Annotated in this window: 19 protein-coding genes; 12 read left to right on the plus strand and 7 right to left on the minus strand. The window is 35.0% G+C overall.

Features of this window, described 5'->3' with window-relative positions; all coding sequences use genetic code 11:
* Positions 1 to 70 precede the first annotated feature (70 nt).
* The 5 genes from GFS03_RS05655 to GFS03_RS05675 all read left to right on the plus strand — a co-directional run bounded on the left by GFS03_RS05655 (position 71) and on the right by GFS03_RS05675 (position 3,241).
* Positions 71 to 514: a hypothetical protein gene (locus tag GFS03_RS05655; RefSeq protein ID WP_153422901.1), complete on the plus strand. Its 444-nt coding sequence runs from the start codon at positions 71 to 73 to the stop codon at positions 512 to 514.
* Positions 515 to 541: 27 nt separating this feature from the next.
* Positions 542 to 982 (plus strand): hemerythrin domain-containing protein, encoded by a 441-nt coding sequence (locus GFS03_RS05660; protein WP_153422902.1) that lies wholly within the window; start codon positions 542 to 544, stop codon positions 980 to 982.
* Between the two features lie 47 nt (positions 983 to 1,029).
* On the plus strand, positions 1,030 to 2,073 hold the full coding sequence (locus tag GFS03_RS05665) for a nitric oxide response protein (protein WP_153422903.1): 1,044 nt from the start codon (positions 1,030 to 1,032) through the stop codon (positions 2,071 to 2,073).
* Entirely contained in the window at positions 2,070 to 2,792 is a 723-nt protein-coding gene (locus GFS03_RS05670; RefSeq protein WP_153422904.1) for a hypothetical protein, read from the plus strand. Before GFS03_RS05665 ends, GFS03_RS05670 begins: the two co-directional genes overlap by 4 nt.
* A 206-nt stretch (positions 2,793 to 2,998) precedes the next feature.
* On the plus strand, positions 2,999 to 3,241 hold the full coding sequence (locus GFS03_RS05675) for a sulfurtransferase TusA family protein (RefSeq protein ID WP_153422905.1): 243 nt from the start codon (positions 2,999 to 3,001) through the stop codon (positions 3,239 to 3,241).
* Positions 3,242 to 3,285: 44 nt separating this feature from the next.
* Here GFS03_RS05675 and GFS03_RS05680 read toward each other — a convergent pair whose 3' ends face one another.
* The 6 genes from GFS03_RS05680 to GFS03_RS05705 all read right to left on the minus strand — a co-directional run bounded on the left by GFS03_RS05680 (position 3,286) and on the right by GFS03_RS05705 (position 8,805).
* Positions 3,286 to 4,425, minus strand: a complete 1,140-nt coding sequence (locus tag GFS03_RS05680) for a peptidase U32 family protein (RefSeq protein WP_153422906.1) — start codon at positions 4,423 to 4,425, stop codon at positions 3,286 to 3,288.
* A gap of 434 nt (positions 4,426 to 4,859) precedes the next feature.
* Positions 4,860 to 5,666, minus strand: a complete 807-nt coding sequence (locus tag GFS03_RS05685) for a PD-(D/E)XK nuclease family protein (RefSeq protein ID WP_153422907.1) — start codon at positions 5,664 to 5,666, stop codon at positions 4,860 to 4,862.
* A gap of 631 nt (positions 5,667 to 6,297) precedes the next feature.
* Positions 6,298 to 6,858 carry a hypothetical protein gene (locus tag GFS03_RS05690; RefSeq protein WP_153422908.1) on the minus strand — a complete coding sequence of 187 codons (561 nt, stop codon included), beginning with the start codon at positions 6,856 to 6,858 and terminating at the stop codon, positions 6,298 to 6,300.
* On the minus strand, positions 6,831 to 7,034 hold the full coding sequence (locus GFS03_RS05695; RefSeq protein WP_153422909.1) for a hypothetical protein: 204 nt from the start codon (positions 7,032 to 7,034) through the stop codon (positions 6,831 to 6,833). The genes GFS03_RS05690 and GFS03_RS05695 overlap by 28 nt, the downstream gene beginning before the upstream one ends.
* A gap of 187 nt (positions 7,035 to 7,221) precedes the next feature.
* A complete protein-coding gene (locus GFS03_RS05700) occupies positions 7,222 to 8,025 on the minus strand; it encodes an enoyl-CoA hydratase/isomerase family protein (RefSeq protein ID WP_153422910.1) in 804 nt (267 codons plus the stop codon).
* Between the two features lie 9 nt (positions 8,026 to 8,034).
* Positions 8,035 to 8,805 carry a 1,2-phenylacetyl-CoA epoxidase subunit PaaC gene (locus GFS03_RS05705; RefSeq protein ID WP_153422911.1) on the minus strand — a complete coding sequence of 257 codons (771 nt, stop codon included), beginning with the start codon at positions 8,803 to 8,805 and terminating at the stop codon, positions 8,035 to 8,037.
* Positions 8,806 to 8,906: 101 nt separating this feature from the next.
* On the opposite strand from GFS03_RS05705, the gene GFS03_RS05710 reads away from it, so the two are divergent.
* The 7 genes from GFS03_RS05710 to GFS03_RS05740 all read left to right on the plus strand — a co-directional run bounded on the left by GFS03_RS05710 (position 8,907) and on the right by GFS03_RS05740 (position 16,697).
* On the plus strand, positions 8,907 to 9,611 hold the full coding sequence (locus GFS03_RS05710) for a 1,2-phenylacetyl-CoA epoxidase subunit PaaC (protein ID WP_153422912.1): 705 nt from the start codon (positions 8,907 to 8,909) through the stop codon (positions 9,609 to 9,611).
* A gap of 69 nt (positions 9,612 to 9,680) precedes the next feature.
* On the plus strand, positions 9,681 to 11,276 hold the full coding sequence (locus GFS03_RS05715) for a benzoate-CoA ligase family protein (protein WP_153422913.1): 1,596 nt from the start codon (positions 9,681 to 9,683) through the stop codon (positions 11,274 to 11,276).
* Between the two features lie 111 nt (positions 11,277 to 11,387).
* A complete protein-coding gene (locus GFS03_RS05720; protein WP_153422914.1) occupies positions 11,388 to 12,188 on the plus strand; it encodes a PaaX family transcriptional regulator C-terminal domain-containing protein in 801 nt (266 codons plus the stop codon).
* Between the two features lie 186 nt (positions 12,189 to 12,374).
* Positions 12,375 to 13,061 carry a class II glutamine amidotransferase gene (locus tag GFS03_RS05725; protein ID WP_153422915.1) on the plus strand — a complete coding sequence of 229 codons (687 nt, stop codon included), beginning with the start codon at positions 12,375 to 12,377 and terminating at the stop codon, positions 13,059 to 13,061.
* Positions 13,061 to 14,116, plus strand: coding sequence for a glycosyltransferase family 4 protein (locus GFS03_RS05730; protein ID WP_181443782.1), 1,056 nt, complete (start codon positions 13,061 to 13,063; stop codon positions 14,114 to 14,116). Before GFS03_RS05725 ends, GFS03_RS05730 begins: the two co-directional genes overlap by 1 nt.
* Positions 14,113 to 14,913, plus strand: a complete 801-nt coding sequence (locus GFS03_RS05735; protein ID WP_153422916.1) for an FkbM family methyltransferase — start codon at positions 14,113 to 14,115, stop codon at positions 14,911 to 14,913. Before GFS03_RS05730 ends, GFS03_RS05735 begins: the two co-directional genes overlap by 4 nt.
* A 116-nt stretch (positions 14,914 to 15,029) precedes the next feature.
* Positions 15,030 to 16,697: an FAD-dependent oxidoreductase gene (locus GFS03_RS05740; RefSeq protein WP_153422917.1), complete on the plus strand. Its 1,668-nt coding sequence runs from the start codon at positions 15,030 to 15,032 to the stop codon at positions 16,695 to 16,697.
* 215 nt (positions 16,698 to 16,912) lie between these two features.
* On the opposite strand, the gene ssh7a is transcribed toward GFS03_RS05740, so the two are convergent.
* Positions 16,913 to 17,107, minus strand: coding sequence for a chromatin protein Ssh7a (gene ssh7a, locus GFS03_RS05745; protein ID WP_012713334.1), 195 nt, complete (start codon positions 17,105 to 17,107; stop codon positions 16,913 to 16,915).
* Positions 17,108 to 17,112: the final 5 nt, after the last annotated feature.

Here is a 17,112-nt window from a genome sequence, read left to right on the forward strand (position 1 = left end):
TATTTTTTGACTAAAATGTAAGGGCTATGTCTTATTTTAATACTAAACAAGTATAACCATGGCGAGAAAAATGATAGCCCTTCAGCATATAAGGGAAAAGGAAAAAGAGGCAAAGAAAAAATTAGGAATAGCTAAGACGATTGAGTTACCCATAGGCGGTTCCATGTTTTATTTTGATATTCCAGACCATCCAATGGTATACGTTAGTGAAACAAGTGGAATAATCTACATAAACGGGTCAAGCTATTGGGAACCCGAACTACTCATGTTGAAAGACTTGAGTAATGAATTCGTAAATCAAACCATAGAGTTAGCTAAGGTAATTAGCAAACCCGTAACTAAGATTGACGATATTCAACTGGGATTAGATGAGAAGAAAAATATTGAGAAGAGGAAATTTTACGTTCTAATTGGGGATACCATAGAGATAGGATTCTACTACAACCTTTACCTTCCAGACGGAAAGAGGAACGGTATAGTGGAGATAATACCTTACTATAAGCAGTATAAATAATAATAGAGTGTTCGTATTAGTGATAATATGCTATCACTTATTTTAACATTAGACCACAGAAGACTTGAGGGCTTAATAGATGAATTTTTGGCAAATCCCAATCTTTCTCTTTACGACGTAATATGGAAAGCATATAAAAATCACATTTATTGGGAAGAGGAAATTCTATTCAAAAGGGTTACAGACACATCTTTATTTGCCATTATAAGAGGTTTGGAGACTGAACATGGGAGTATGTGGATACTACTAAAACAAACAGAGGAATTGTTGAGATCTAATGAGATTGAAGGAGCAAAGGAGAAAATACGCGAATTCATGAGAGTACTTTTGGAGCATGATGGTGCTGAGGAGGGAAGCATATATCAGTTTTTAGAGTCCCTATCAGATGAGGAACAAGCTAAGCTAATCTTGGAAGACATAGCATTAGCAGAACCTCCAAGAGATTGGAAATGCCACGCAATTACCTAATACCTTAGGTGCTTCATATAAATCCTTATTTTTAAAGGAAAAAGCATATGAGATTACCACTTTTACTGATGATCGTTGGAATATTATTATTACTACTTGGAGGTATACCGGCGGTATTTGAATTCATGGACATGCAAGGGTTCTTCTTAGACCCTACAGCCTCTCTATTTCCAGCACACTGGTTTATAATGATATACGGATTCTTCGGTGCCTTAATAGGAAACGAGATACTGGTAGCCCTAAGTATCGAATGGAGTGGAAAAACTGCTGATAATAAGTTAATAGTAATCTATTTGTTGTCTATAATTTTTGCCTCAATCTCATTTCTTTTCATTAGCCAACAGTTGGGATTTATTTTTACTTTATTAGGCATGGCAATCCTTCTTTATTATTCACGAGAATATTTGGGAACGTCAAAGTTAGGCTTACAACCTACAACTTACAACTGGTTACTGTTTTACTCAATTATGATATCAACTACAATTGTGGCACTTCAACTGGGATTAGGATATACAATACCTTATGTAAATCTAATATTCCCAGCTAGTATGATTTTGGCTGTAATGGATAGGGATGTAGCGCTTGTCACTGGAATAAAGATAGCTAGACATTGGGAAAACGTTTTAGCCTTCATATTATTAATCATAGGGATGGGGGTTTACCCTAATGGTAGTGTTTTAATGTTTATAGCCTGGATCTTGTCATTTCACGCTTCTGGGTTATACAGATTTAAGGGGAGGAAATATCCAATTCTCCACTTAACAACTGCATGGATATACCTTTTACTTGCATCAATATTTGTTTTCAACTACGACATATATATTCACGCATTGGCAGTGGGTTTCCTCTTCAACACGGTATTTGGAGTAGATGTAGTATTAATGGACTTGTTCGTAAACGCCTTTGAAAGAAGGATACGTATTAAGCCATCTTATGTTCCTTTCGTGCTAGTAAACCTCGGTTTAATGATGAGGTTTTTGTACGATTTTGGGTTGTCAATACCAATCCTTTTATTGTCTGCCCCGTTACAAGGAATTGGAATACTCTCATTTTTCGCACTAACACTTAAACAAGTGGTGATGACTAAATGAACAGAGGTAAGGTTAGAAATCACGCACTGTATTTTTTAGGAGCCCTCACTTACGTAGTTGCTCTAATACCATTCCTTACTGTTAATCTAGTGAGGACATTAATACTTGTTCCAATAATAATTTATACTCTACCAATAATGGAATATTTACAACCCAAAGTCATGTCCCTAAAGATAGGATATAAGGACATACTATTAATGATACCTCCAATTATTCCCTATGTGTTCCTCCCGTATAATGAGCAATCAGTTTACATTTTAATACCATTAGCACTAATGTTACTTACATTCACGTTATATCTTGCAAAATATACCATGTGGGGAAACGTAATAGGTACTGCGTTTGAAGCATCCATATCGATAGTATGGGGATTATTCGTCTATAACTTCCTATTCCTCATACCCTCAATATACTGGTTACTATACATCTTTGTTGGGGCATTATACGTGGAATACAAGATACCATTTAGAAGGCTAAATAAAAGGATCGTACAGATAAGTTGGATCATCTCATTAATTTCGCTAATAGCGTTAAGTTTAAAGAATCCAATCACCCTAATAACGTTGCTAGAGCCGTCAACTAGATATCTAATACCGGGAGAAAAGTTGAAGTCCACTAAGGAAATAAAGGATTTAGGTAAGAGAGGCTCAAAGCGAGATATGCTCTTTGTGGCACTATTAGCGATAACATATACATTGTCAATAGCATTCCCAATATAAATGATACTGGAAAAGCGTATGCTATGATGTGAAAAACCTCTTGCCCCCGTGTAAGGCACTTTTTGACAAATCTATCGTTAAAGCTAGACTTATCTTTCCTTTGTTAAAGAAAGCAGAGGAGAGCTTAAGTAGTGGGATAATAGGTATAAAAATGAAAAAATTGCATATATGACAAGTTTTATAAACCTTAATAAGTATTCTATATTATGTCTCAAGAGATTAAGATTGCGAAAACTTTAGATGCAAGGGGAATGTATTGTCCCGGACCAGTTTTAGAGACAGCTAAGGCAATTAAACAAATAAATGTTGGTGAGGTTTTAGAGATATTGGCTACTGACCCAGCAGCTAAACCAGATATTGAAGCTTGGGCTAGGAGGACTGGAAATCAAATACTAGATATACAACAACAAGGAGGAGTAACAAGAATATTAATTAAAAGAATGAAATAACCTTAGAGGATAACTAATTATTGTTGTTCCTTTTTTAAAAACTATTATTTTCTTTCTTTAAATTTTGGTATTAAATTGATCGGATAAGGTTGTCTTATGTTCCATTCACTGCTCTTAAACGGTTCTCCATTTACAGTCATTACTCTTTCAGCTACAATATCACAATACTTACATTCCTTACAGCTTCTCGTATCACAATCATTAGTGAAAAAGAATCTTATCCATCCCTCAGGGAACTTAGTATTATCTATCTTAATTGAAGTTAGTATAAAGTAGGATGAAGGCCCATTAACCATCTGAACAGCCTTTGTTGCAGCTCTCCCTTGGGGATAACTAACGAGATCTAAGAGATCTCCTTCATACTTTCTCTCAGCAAAAGCCTTTACTACCTTTAATAACCAATCTGTCTTTTTATTTCTTCCAGCTATTTTAAATCTATTTATCCCTATCTCCTCATAATATTTTATATCCTCTGGTCTAATCCATCTGCTCCTTATCAAATTCGCTGGATCATTTAAAACATCCGTTGCACATAGTAATACTGGATACTCAAACCAAACGTCGTTTACTCCATTTACCATTGAAGTAAGTGAGGAGATATTATCGTGTGTAAGTCTAAATGGGCAACCATAAAGACAAGAATTATTAAGTATTAGCTCTATTTCAAACCTATTACTTCTTGATAATATAGCGATTTCCTTTAGCAATTTGAAATCCCTATTTGCATCCTCATGTATTATAATAGTGTTTACACCTAAATTTACATACTCTTCAACTTCTCTCACATTGCGAATCCTGGAAAAAGATGATGCTGACACTTCTAAGTCAGGATATTCACTTCTTATAATTCTAATTAGAAAAGGCAATGCTATTATAAATCCATCAACTCCTAGATTTATCAATTTTTCTATTTCTTTCATTACTTTATAAATAAATTCCGTATCATATTCTTTACCCAGTAGCGTATTAGTATTCATCGTATAAAGAAATTTTATACCGTAGGCATGTGCTAAATCAATATGATGCTTGAACTGCTCTTCATTGATATCTGGTACAATAAAACCAGCCCTACCATGACCAGTTACTGTTCTCTTGAAACTTCCAAAAACATATTTGACCTCTGGATATTTTCTTAATCCCTCTAATAGAGAATCATCGAAATTTGTCGCAACTACCAACTTCATATGATATCAGACTACTTATTAAAAATAAGATTAGCTAAGGTAAAAATTAAAAGAAATAGTTTAACGGGGTTTTTCATACCTTTATCAGAAAAAATCTGCTTTAGCTTGCCATCTTACTCCTAATTCTGAGAAGAACGACACTCTCCTTGGCTGGTTGACCTAATAGGATGATATAAAATATTACTCACATTAATTAATTTAATTATTATTAAGCCCAATCTCAACTTGGCCTGCTCATAAATGACTAACCTCATCATTAGCTAAAGAAGGTGAGGCCGGGAGTTAGGCTAGTAAATTATAATTTTATAGGAATAATTTCCCTATAACAACATTCTATTGAGATATATTGAAGAGCTAAATTTATATTTAAACGATACGATTCTATTAATTAGGCCAATGGATCGTATAATTTGTTTTGATTTGTATTTTGCCAATCAGCTTGATGGATATATTATTTCTATTCCCATATCTTTAGCCATTGCTTTAACTCTCTCAGGGTATCTATCATGGACAAAGGGTGTTATAACGTAAACTAAATTTACTTTAACATTCTTAACCTTTTCATACAGCTCTTTCTTCTTCTTTATTACTGGCAAGTCTCCTCTTTTTATAGAGGAAGTGATCTCAACCAATATAACATTTCCGTCCTTAATCACGATATCATATTCAACATCAGAAGGTTCATCATAAACATATCCATTCTTATCATAAAGCACTTCCCTAGAGATCTTCCAGCCACTACTACTTAAAAGCTCGCTAATTCCTTGTCTAAAGGCGTCCTCATTCATAATTCCCCATCTAGCTCCAAGAGCCGTAACAATATTTTCTAACCTCTTTAAGTCCTCTTTCGTAGCCATCGCCTTTAGATCCTCCTTTGTAGCCATCACGCTCTTAATTTCCTCCACAGCCCTATCCAGCCTATCAACGTCTTGCTTCGTAGCCATCGATTTTAAGTCCTCTTTCGTAGCCATCGCCTTTAGATCCTCCTTTGTAGCCATCACGCTCTTAATTTCCTCCACAGCCCTATCCAGCCTATCAACGTCTTGCTTCGTAGCCATCACGCTCTTAATTTCATTAATATCCTTTTCTAGACTCTTTAAGTCCTCTTTCGTAGCTAAGCTTTGCCATGGAGTTATTTTAGCTAAAACCTGATATATTATCTCTGGTTTAGCAGTTAGAACGTCCACTAATATCGATGGATTATTGAGCAATACTTTTTTAATTTCTTCTTCTAGGCTCACATATTAAATTACTCCTATAGAAATTTAAATCTACCTTGAGAGTGTCTCAACTACAAATAATCAAATAAATTGACATTATATATATTTATGTAAGATGATTCAGTGAGAATATTAATTCCCTAGGTTTTAATTTCATTTCATCAAAAAATTCGATGGGAATATATCAATAGGGAATAGGAAGGTTGTGATTTTTGTCTACTTATCATATTTCTCTTGGTTCCTTCCTAGCATTAGAAGAAATATAAAACAATTACTAATAAAAATCTTGATCTAAGTTTATGTCTTATTCAATATAACGGAAGAGAAGCTAGTTTAAGCTTAACCTGTAGATTATAAACGCATAGCAATGACGAGTATGTTTGAGATTTTTCTTTATCGCACTATATAAGAATCTCATCTTACATTGAAAAATATGATTAACTTTTATCCCCAAATTCTTCCACTTTGGTTACCATCTAATTAGAATAATTGAATTATCTATAACTATTATACTTTTTTGAGGAACTATCGAGATTCATTGAAAGACGTTTAGTATAGTAGCGAGATTGATGGAAATCCTTAAACTCCACCAAAATCTCACAAACTATTGTCATATCTTATAACAAAGAGATTTTGTTGGTCACGTCCTAACCTAACAATAATTCTTAATTTTCTCAAGATAATCTTTCACTTGTCTTCTTTCACTCTCTGAATTTAGATACTCAATATCTAGTCTATTTAGTTGGGAGCAATAAACTAGAATAGTCTTATTTCGATCTTCAATGCTGTTCCAGAATTTCCACGCCTCTAAGTAGGTTAATATAACCTCCTCTGGCGGAATTATGAAAACATGATAAGAGTCTACTTGTATCTTGAGAGGAGGCTTAAGTCTGTTATAAACTTTACCAACTATATCTATTCCTTTCTCTGATATTTCTCTTATCTTTGGTAAGTATATTCTAAGTCCAAAGTCTGAGATCTGCTTTAGTACTTGAATAACTAGATCAATTGCTTCTCCTTCGACTATTATATCTACATCACCAGTCCTATAGCTTCTACCAGAATAAATTTCGGCTGCGAAACCTCCAACGATTATTATCCTACCTAGACCTTTTTCCTCTAAAAGTGTATTTAGAATTGCTAGAAATTTCAAAAAACGATCGGCTTCACTACCTTTTAACTCATCTATTCTTTGAAGTAGTTCCCTAAGCAGCCAGTCTTGTAGTATATTACTTCACCTTCCATCTTCCAACAACCCATTTCTTCTAATAATTTTACATTCTCCTCTCCTAATTTAGCCAATCTCCTCAAATCCTCTTCCTTAATCTTACTTCCCCTTGGTCTCGGCCTATCCTCTAATAACTTTATTAATACCTTAGAATCTACCACATGAATATATATTTCCGGATTCTTAATAAATTTTTAACTTTACGTAATCAAGGTTCACCGTATACACAAAATCACTCCAAAATAAATCTAGAAAAATTAAAAATAAGATTAGCTAATGTAAAAATTAAGAGAAACAGCTTAGCGGGGCCTATTATGAAAAATTTTCATATTTAGTTAGAAATTATTGTCATTTACCCTTAAATACTGGTTTTCTTTTTTCAAAGAAAGCTCTAGATCCCTCCTTAGCATCTTCTGAGGCTAAAGCTTGATTTTGCATTTCCCTCTCTAAAGCAAACGCATTATACAAAGGCAAATCCATTCCTTCGTTCACTGCTAGTTTTGCAAATCCTATAGCTAATGATGGGCCTTTAGCTACTTGCTTCGCAAACTCAAAGGATTCCTCGAATAGTTTCTCCGGTTCTACTAATCTATCTAGTATTCCGAGTTCGTATGCCTCCTTAGGAGAGAGCGTCTTTCCGGTCACCATTAAGTATATTGCCTTAGACCTACCCAACAACCTTGCTAAAAATTGTGTTCCACCCTCTCCTGGTATTAGAGCTAAGTTAGCTACTTCCGGCATACCAAACTTTATATTTTCATCGTTAGCTCCAAATCTTAAATCACAAGCTAGCGCAAGTTCCAACCCGCCTCCCATACAATGCCCGTTTATACTTGCGATAATTAATTTTTTCGTAGACATCATCCTGAGCATAACCTCTTTACTGAACTGACTCGATAAGCCAATATACTCCGGCGACTTGTCCTTTATTTCATTTATATCAAATCCCGCGGAGAAGAACCTAGGAATATTGCTAGTTATAACTATGGCTTTAACGCTCTGGTCAAATCTAGACTCAACTATTATGTTATCTAATTCTCTCAACATCTCAAGGTTATGTGCATTTGCTGGAGGTCTGTTTAGCTTAATAATTCCTACTCCATCTTCGACTTCTATTTTGAAGTACTTTGGGCTTAACTCATTCAAACCCATCAGTCTCACCTAGAAAACTCTTCTATTCCTATTTGTATCCGGTAACTCTAGGCCTAGAGGAGTGACTAATTCTCTAACATCTTTAATGTATAGTTCCCTCATTTCATCATTTTTCATCTTCTTTATCCCATACTTATAAGCCAAATCTATCGTAATCGACTTAGAGTGGCCAAACATGTCCAAGCCTCTAGGGAACCACTTATTTATTAATGCTTGTGCTAATTCCTTCTTTCCTTCCTCAACTAGTTTCTTAATACCAGTATATCCAAAGTTGATATGAAATTCCTCCTCCATAAGCATTGTAGGGATTATTCTAGATAAGGGACCAAAACTAGAATCCTCAAAGGCTAGTAACTGGTATAATCCTACTCTATCTATTAAAAAGGTAAAGCCTAGAGTATCTTCCCACATATTGAATGGAATATTAAACGCATCAAGCTTGTGTTTGCCCATTCGCCTAGATAGTAGATCTTCAGCTATTTTCTTTCCCTCCTCACCGAACTCCTTTAATATCTGAATTACTTGCCACCCATGTCTCATTTCATCTACCATGATTCTTGAGATCGTTACCCTATCAGATAATTTAGGTGCGTGAATTAACCAAGGCATATGTTGTTCTATTGACGCAAATTCCGTATCTCCTTGAACGGTCAATAGCTTCAACAAGACTTCAACTCCTTCTGGTGGTAAATCGTAAATTGACTCAAACTTCCTTAATCCCTTATACTCTCCCCATCCAATTACTCTTTTAGGCTTTTTGTACTCTATGACAGTCATCATTATAATACTTCTACTTGAAAGTATATAACGTTTTCTATCCGTAGATAGAAAAAAGCGAAAAACATAAAAGTTTCTAAAAATTAGATACTTAATGAGCTCCTATGCAAAAATTTAGTAGCATAAAGGAACTATCACTAGATCTAAAGAACACCTTAATAGATATAATAGCGTTGAGGGCGGACTTTGAATTAGCTATGGTAGAACAAATTTCACCTTGGTTAGTGAATGCACCAACAGTAGATGATAGGTTATTTTCAGCTAAGGTAGTTTCAGATGAACTTAATCACGGCTGGCAATTAGTGAGATTATTGGAAGAGTTTAACGTTAAGGATAAACTAGCGAAAATCGTAGATGCGAGATTGGGAATTCACATGTTAGAGGTTTCCAATTTACCTTTATTTAACTGGGAAGATGTAATAGCGTTTGTATTTCTGGTAGATAGGGCCGGATTGTATCAGTTGAGAGCAATTAAAGACTGCTCATTTGAACCATTAGCAAATTTAGCCTCTAGCATGATTAAGGAGGAAGAGAGCCATTTATTTTACTCTGAGAACGTATTAAAAGCTTATCAGAATAGGAATAGAGTACAAGCTGCGCTTAACTTCTGGTTCCCTAGAGCTTTAGAGATGCTGTATAGAGCGAAATCCCTAAATGAGGCTCATCTTAGAGATCTTAATATTTCCGAATTAACAAATGATAAACTCATTGAGGAGTATGTAAGCTCAATTAATGAAGAAATAAGGAAGCTTGGATATACTGAAATAGACTACGATAAAAATCTCCGTTATAATATTGTACTAAAGTAAATTGCGAGATTTTTACGTACTATATAAACTGCGTTAACTATATAAATTGGTTTTTAAAATTAAATAATAATGGCTACAAGATATGGCAGATTTTTAAACATAACTGATGCTTTATTCTCGAAATGGGATAATAGCGAGGCAAATAAGAGGATAGCAATTTATTATAAAGACGAAATTTGGTCATATCGCAAGGTAATAGAGGAAATAAACAAAGTAGGGAATGTTCTAAAGGAATTAGGAGTAGAGAAAGAAAATAGAATATTGATGATAGCGTATGATACCCCTTTCTTCATATCGATTTTCTATGGTGCGATGAAAATTGGTGCAATCCCAGTACCAGTTAATACGTATCTGAAACCAGAAGAGTATCTTTTCCTATTAGAGGATACCGGAGCTAAGGTATTAGCAATCGAACCCGACATTTGGACTAAGTTAGCCCCATATCTTAAAGGTAGAGCTGATAGACTTAAACATGTAATTATTTTACCAGGTATATCCGAAGCACAAAAAATCACTTTGGAAAATCACGATCACAAAGCAGAGTTAGCATTTTATTATGGGCTTGTTTCAACAGCCTCTACTCATCTAGAACCTGAAAAGACTTCACCAAACGATATGGCATTTTGGCTCTATACGTCCGGAACTACAGGGCATCCTAAAGCAGCAGTTCACTTGCATAAAGATATATTAGTCGTTCTCGATACCTATGTGAAGAATATTCTCCAAATCAATGAAAAAGATAGACTATTCAGTGCGTCTAAACTGTTCTTCGCATATGGGCTAGGAAATGGATCCTATTTCGCCTTTGGTAATGGTGCTTCGACCGTTCTAATGCCAGATAGAGTTGAACCCAGAAAGGTATTGGAAACTATACATAAATATAAACCGACTATCTTCTTTGGAGTGCCTACTTTGTATAACGCAATCCTTCATGTAAAGGATTGGGAGAATTACGACTTAACTAGTTTAAGATTTTGTGTTTCTGCTGGAGAACCCTTACCCCCATTAATATATATTAAATGGAAAGAGAGATATGGTGTAGAAATTCTGGACGGCATCGGTTCCACTGAGGCTCTTCACATATACATCTCTAACGTTCCAGGTAATTCTAAGCCCGGCTGTACTGGGAAGCCAGTCCCGGGGTATGAAGTTAAAATAGTGGATGAAAACGGCAATGAGGTTCCACCTAAAACGGTTGGAGATCTTTACGTAAAAGGAGATAGTGTAGCAATGTTCTATTGGAACGATTACGAAAGTACTAGAAAGAACATGGTCGGATTTTGGTTTAGAACTGGAGATAAGTTTTACAGAGATGAAGAGGGGTATTATTACTATGTTGGAAGGTCAGACGATATGATTAAGACTTCTGGGTTATGGGTTTCCCCAATAGAAGTGGAAGCAGCACTTTTAACACATCCAGCTGTTCTAGAAGCTGCAGTCGTAGGTATTCCAGATGAAGTGGGACTAGTAAGAGTGATTGGGTTTGTCACGTTAAAACCAGGATATTTGCCTAGTAGTGAATTAGCCGAGGAAATAAGGAATTATCTTAGGGAAAAATTAGACCATTATAAGGTTCCTAAAGAAATAAGGTTTGTTAATGAAATTCCTAAGACTGCAACTGGTAAGATACAACGATATAAGTTTAGAATAGGGGAGATCAAGTAATTTATAAAAATGAATTAAAACTAAAACCCTCTATAAAGAAGTAAATGAAGTTTTATAGCACTTGCTGTAACTAAGAAAATTTTTTAGTATTAATCTAAAAGGTTATTATTAATGAAGATACAGTCATTGTTCTTTACACTCTATGGAGATTATGTGAAGGATTCTGGAGGAACAATAAGTTCTAAAAGTTTAATCGTAATCTTTAAGGAATTCGGATTTTCCGAAGGAGCGATAAGAGCAGGATTATATAGAATGAAGAAAGCTGGACTCATAGTAGGAATAAGAAGAGAAAATAAGAAAATTAGCTATAAATTATCTGAGAAAGGTATGGTAAGATTATTGGAAGGAACTAAGAGAGTTTATGAAAAGGTAAGAAGAAAGTGGGATAATAGGTGGAGAATAGTAGTATATAATATTCCAGAGACCAATAGGGAACTAAGAGATAGGTTAAGGAGAGAGCTGAGGTGGCTTGGATTTGGCATGCTAGCACAATCAACGTGGATCTCACCAAACCCAATTGAAGATACATTAAAGAATTTCATCAACGATAATTATATTTCATCTAATGGCATACAAATAGACATTTTTGTTGCGAATTATCTAGGAGAACCTAAACGGTTAGTGGAAAAGTGTTGGAATTTATCTGAAGTTGAACAAGCTTATAAAGCGTTCTTAGAGAAATGGACTGGAGTCCTCGAAAAGGTAGGTAGTCTAAAAAGTAATGAGGCGTTCGTAACGAGGATACTACTTGTTCACGAATACAGAAAATTTCTGAACATAGATCCAGATTTACCGGAGGATTTATTACCTCAGAACTGGATAGGATACAAAGCATATGAGTTATTTATGAAGTTAAGGGAGGAACTTACTCCTAAGGCTAATGAGTTCTTCTATAAGGTTTATGAACCATAATTACCAGTCTTTTCTAGTAGACCCAAACACATCTTACATAATAAACTCTTTTTACAGTTAAAGAAAAATATATGAGAATTCAATTGATTTATATTTATAAAAGGTTTTTGATCTACCGATATGGATGGGTCTCTATTCAAAAAGATGAAACATTTTTATCCCCCTCATATCATGTATTAAATCAACATGTGTAGAATGTTAGCATATAATGGAAATGATAAGGAGTACTTAAAGAGACTTACTAATTGTCTAGTTAAGGCATCACTAAAGGACCCACTAACTAACGAAACTCATGGGGATGGCTGGGGAATTGTAGCAATTACTAGTAATAATCTAATACATTATAGAAGTCATCTCCCAATATTTAAGGACGAAAATCTAGAGAAAATCCTAAACTTACTAGATGGTGAAATGAAAGTAATAATTCACGCTAGACAAGCTAGTGATAAAAAACTAGTCTCTCCTTATTATTCACATCCTTACTTAGAAAGTACTCCAAAATCACTACTATTCTTAGCCCATAATGGTAGTGTTGACAAATATAGGTTAGGTAATGCACTGGGAATGGACCCCACGTTTATGGTTGATTCGGAACTTATTTCTAAATATTTGGCAACATATAGCGTTAAAGAAGTTGACAAGTTACAAGACTTTACACAATCCGCACTAAATCTCTTCATCATGGAGATAAATAGGGCTGATAGGTCCTCTACTATCTACTTTTATAACTATTATAGGAAGGATAAGATGACAAGAAAGGAAGAGTATTATAAGTTGTACTTTAATAGGAGGGCTGTCTACTCTTCATCTTTAGCCTATACTGGTTGTGAAAAGGGTGAAGAAGTTAAGTTTGGGAATCTGGGAGAGCTATAATGATTAACATTGTACTGAGGATACTCTGGAGTGGAGGTGTAACTAGAGTAGCTTTGGAAGAAGCTAGAAATATGAACGCTAAATTAATAGCCTATAGGAATGCTGGGACTAAATACGATCTGTCAAACGTTAACTTACAAGTACTTTTCGAGAATAATAGCAGTAAGTTCATTTACAAGTTCATAACATCGATTTACGCTAAAAATAGGGGAGGCGTAGCAACAGTAGATTTGGATAGAATAATAAAGGCAAGAGATATGATAAAGGGACCAGCAATATTTCATGATCAATTCGCTGGAATAACAGGTTATTTAAGGAAAAGAAAGTATGGTGAAGACTACGCCTTATATATTCATGAGACTTCTCTCGATAGTAAAAGCCTAAAATGGGCTTTTCCAAGAATGTTAGAGAAGAAAATAATAGGCAAGAGTAAGCTTACTTTAGTCAACAGTTATTGGAATAAAAAGATACTAAGTGAAAACGGATTTAGAGCAGAAGTAGTTTATCCTGGATGTTATCCCAAAGATAAAATTAACGTGGAAAGAGATAAGATCGTTTTAGCTGTATCGATGTGGGATGCTGGGAGAAAGCCAGAGATTTACGGCGAAATTGCTAAGAAAATTAAGGGAAAATTAATTATGGCGGGATCTTGGGCAAGAGAGGATACAATGCGCGAGTTTATGAGTAAATATAAAGAGGTAATGGTTACTGGACCAATAAGTGAGAAAGAATTACAAAATCTATACGATAAATCTGCAGTACTTATTAGGTTTGGTTTCAATGAGAAGGGTCCAGGAATGGGAGTTTTGGAGGCAATGGCTAGTGGAATGCCAGTTATAGTTAATGATGGTTTGGGAAGTAAGGAATTTATAAGGGATAATGGTTTCGTAGTTAGAGATTGGATGGAGGCTGTAGATAGGATAAATGAGATTTTAGAGGATGAGAATTTGAGGAGGAAAATGAGTTTAAGCTCGTGGGAGATTGCCAAGACTTTAAGCTGGAAAAATCACGCCGAAAGGATAAAGGAATTAATGGAAGAGGCCAATTTGATTTGAGAATAGAGGAGTTAAAACCCAAACCTCCCTCATTAAGAGATTATCTTAGTGTTAAACCTTCAAATTTCTCATCTGGATTATTTCTATATTATACCTATTTAAAAACATACATTAACTTAAGGTATTTTAACAAGTTTCCTAAAATAAGCGAAGAATATACTAAATTACTAAAGGTGAAATTTGATGATATGTATTGGTATGTGAGAAAGGAAAATCTAATTCATGATATTTGGATGATATTGCTTCACAATGAACCAGAGGTTAGGAATTGGATTAGCTTTGAAAAGGGTATGGTATTTGTAGATGTAGGAGCATATATAGGTTCATATACCATAAGGGCTGGAAAAAGAGGTGCAAATGTTATAGCCTTTGAACCAAATCCTATCTCTTTCAAAATCTTAGAACTAAACGTTAAGGAAAATAAATTGATGAATAACGTTAAACTTTTCAATATGGCTGTCTGGAGTACAATTTGTAAAATTGAGCTCTTTGCCAATAATGACATGACCTCAGCTTATGAGATTAGTGGTAACAAGATTTCGGCTGATGCAATAACTTTGGATTCTCTTAGTCTCAAAAAGGTCAATTTATTAAAGATTGACGTTGAAGGTGCAGAGGTGGAAGTGTTGAAAGGCGCTACTAACACTTTGGATGTTACTGATAAAATTTTGATAGAAGTTAGGAAGGAATTCGAGAAAGAAGTAAATGAGTTATTACGAAACAAGGGATTTAGATTAGCTAAAGTCGACATGACATATGATAATATTGGAAATTTCTTATATGAGAGAGCTTCATAGCAATTGTCGAATATGTAATTACTTTTCAGTTATTATATTTATTTAAGATTAATTAGTAATAGGAAAATACAGGGCCTTACAGTTAACTTTTTAACTATATCATTCTAATAATCCTCATGGATTTATCGAAGTTACTAGAACCAATAAGAGTTGGCGATGTTATTTTAAAGAACAGAATAGCCATGTCTCCAATGATTAGTAATTTAGGTACGCCAGAGGGCTATCCCAGTGATGCTCATATAGCCTACTTAGCTGAGAGAGCTAAGGGAGAAGTTGGATTAATAATAACGGAATATACATACGTTAATCATATAGACGCTAGAGGATCAGTTAACGAACTGGGAATGTACTCAGATGAGTTAACGCCAAAGTTCATGAGGTTAACTGAGTTAATTCACGCTTTGGGAAGTAAGATTTTCGTACAATTAGTTCACGTTGGTAGGAAGACTAGGAAGGACATAATTTGGGGTAACAAACCTATAGCTCCTTCACCCATTCCTATAATGGACGAAGTAAGGGAGATGACGAAGGAGGATATAGAGAGAGTTAAAAACGATTTCATAAACGCAGCGATAAGAGCTAAGAGAGCTGGATTTGATGGAATTGAACTTCACGGAGCTCATGGATATCTATTAGCCCAATTCTTATCACCCGCAACAAATAAGAGGAGCGATAAGTATAAAGATGGTGTAAAGTTTGTAGAGGAAATCCTTAAGGGCATAAAGGAGAAGGCTAAAATCACTGTAGGTATAAGGATCAGCGTAACCGAATTTGATAATGAGGGTTTAACTCCAGAGATTGTGGCTGAAATAGGTAAAAGGTTAGAAAAGGCCGGAATAGACTACATTCATTTATCAGCTGGTAGAGATGGTCCTTTAGGTTCTAGTATGCCATATTACTACAAGAGATTAGCATTTCTTGAAGAGGCAAAGATAGTAAGGGATGCAGTTAACATTCCAATATTTCTCGTTGGATCTATTATAACTCCGGAGGAAGCAATTAAGGCGAGAGAAATTGCTGATGTAGTCGTATTAGGAAGGCAATTGTTAGCTGATCCCTATTGGCTAGAGAAAGCGAAAAGGGATTTACCAATAAGACCATGCATTAGGTGTAATCAGTCATGTAGAGGGGTTGTATATAAAGAGGTAAGATGCGATGTTAACCCAGAATTAGGCTGGGAATTGCTACCACCATTGGAGAAGGGCAAAGGAGAGGTTATCGTTGTGGGAGGAGGTGTAATGGGTTTGGAGGCTGCTAGAGTTTTAGCTTTAAGGGGCTTTACGGTAACCTTATATGAACAAACTAATAAATTAGGAGGTCAATTCCTACTCTACAAAGATCCGTGGAAAGTTAAAGAGTTTCAAGAGTTAATTAATTACTATGAGAGGGAATTAAGGAGACTTAATGTAGAGGTAAAGCTTAACTCTAAGATGGAGTGTTCAGACTGTATAATGGCTATACCAGATTACGAAATACCTAAAATGCCGGACGTCAAGGGAGAAAAAGTGCTGATAGATTCTAACCTTTACGTTTATCATGACTACGCATTTGAATTGGCTAAATATAATGAGGTTTACATGACGGAGAGGTCATTCAAAGGATTGGACAGAACTAGGGAATACTTGCTAAGAAAGGAGTTAAGTGAAATTGGCGTGAAGTTTTTGGAGGATAGAAATAGCATAAAGTTTGACGTGGAAATACATAATATTGTTGATGATCAACCCAGTATAGGTAAGGCTGTACAAAGAGGTTATTGGTTAGGTAGAACTTTCAAGTCATATTAAAAACATTTCATCACATTTTTCAGCCCTGGCCACTCTAATCATTCAAAATAACATATTGTGTTAATTCTTTATTAAAGCTTATGAAGAACGTGATCAGTTGAAACACCCATACTATTTTAACTTGCCTAACTCTCATAAATAACTGAACAACAGAACAAAGGTATAATAAAACAGAAAGACAAAAAAGATTCTAGCTTTACGTTTTCCTAATTACTTTATTTCTTTTGTTTCTCTAACATTTGTAATAGCTCTTTTGGAGCGTCTTTCTCGCTTACTGCTCCTCTACCAGTCTTTCCTCCACCCTCATCATAGGTGAAGCTTATCATCTTGCCGACTCTCCACACCTTCTTTATCTTACTTATATCTACTTGTTTCTCTTCTCCCTTATACTTGAACTTTACTGTTGTCATATTTC

It is taken from the genome of Sulfolobus sp. E5-1-F (genome assembly GCF_009601705.1).
Lineage (GTDB): Archaea > Thermoproteota > Thermoprotei_A > Sulfolobales > Sulfolobaceae > Saccharolobus.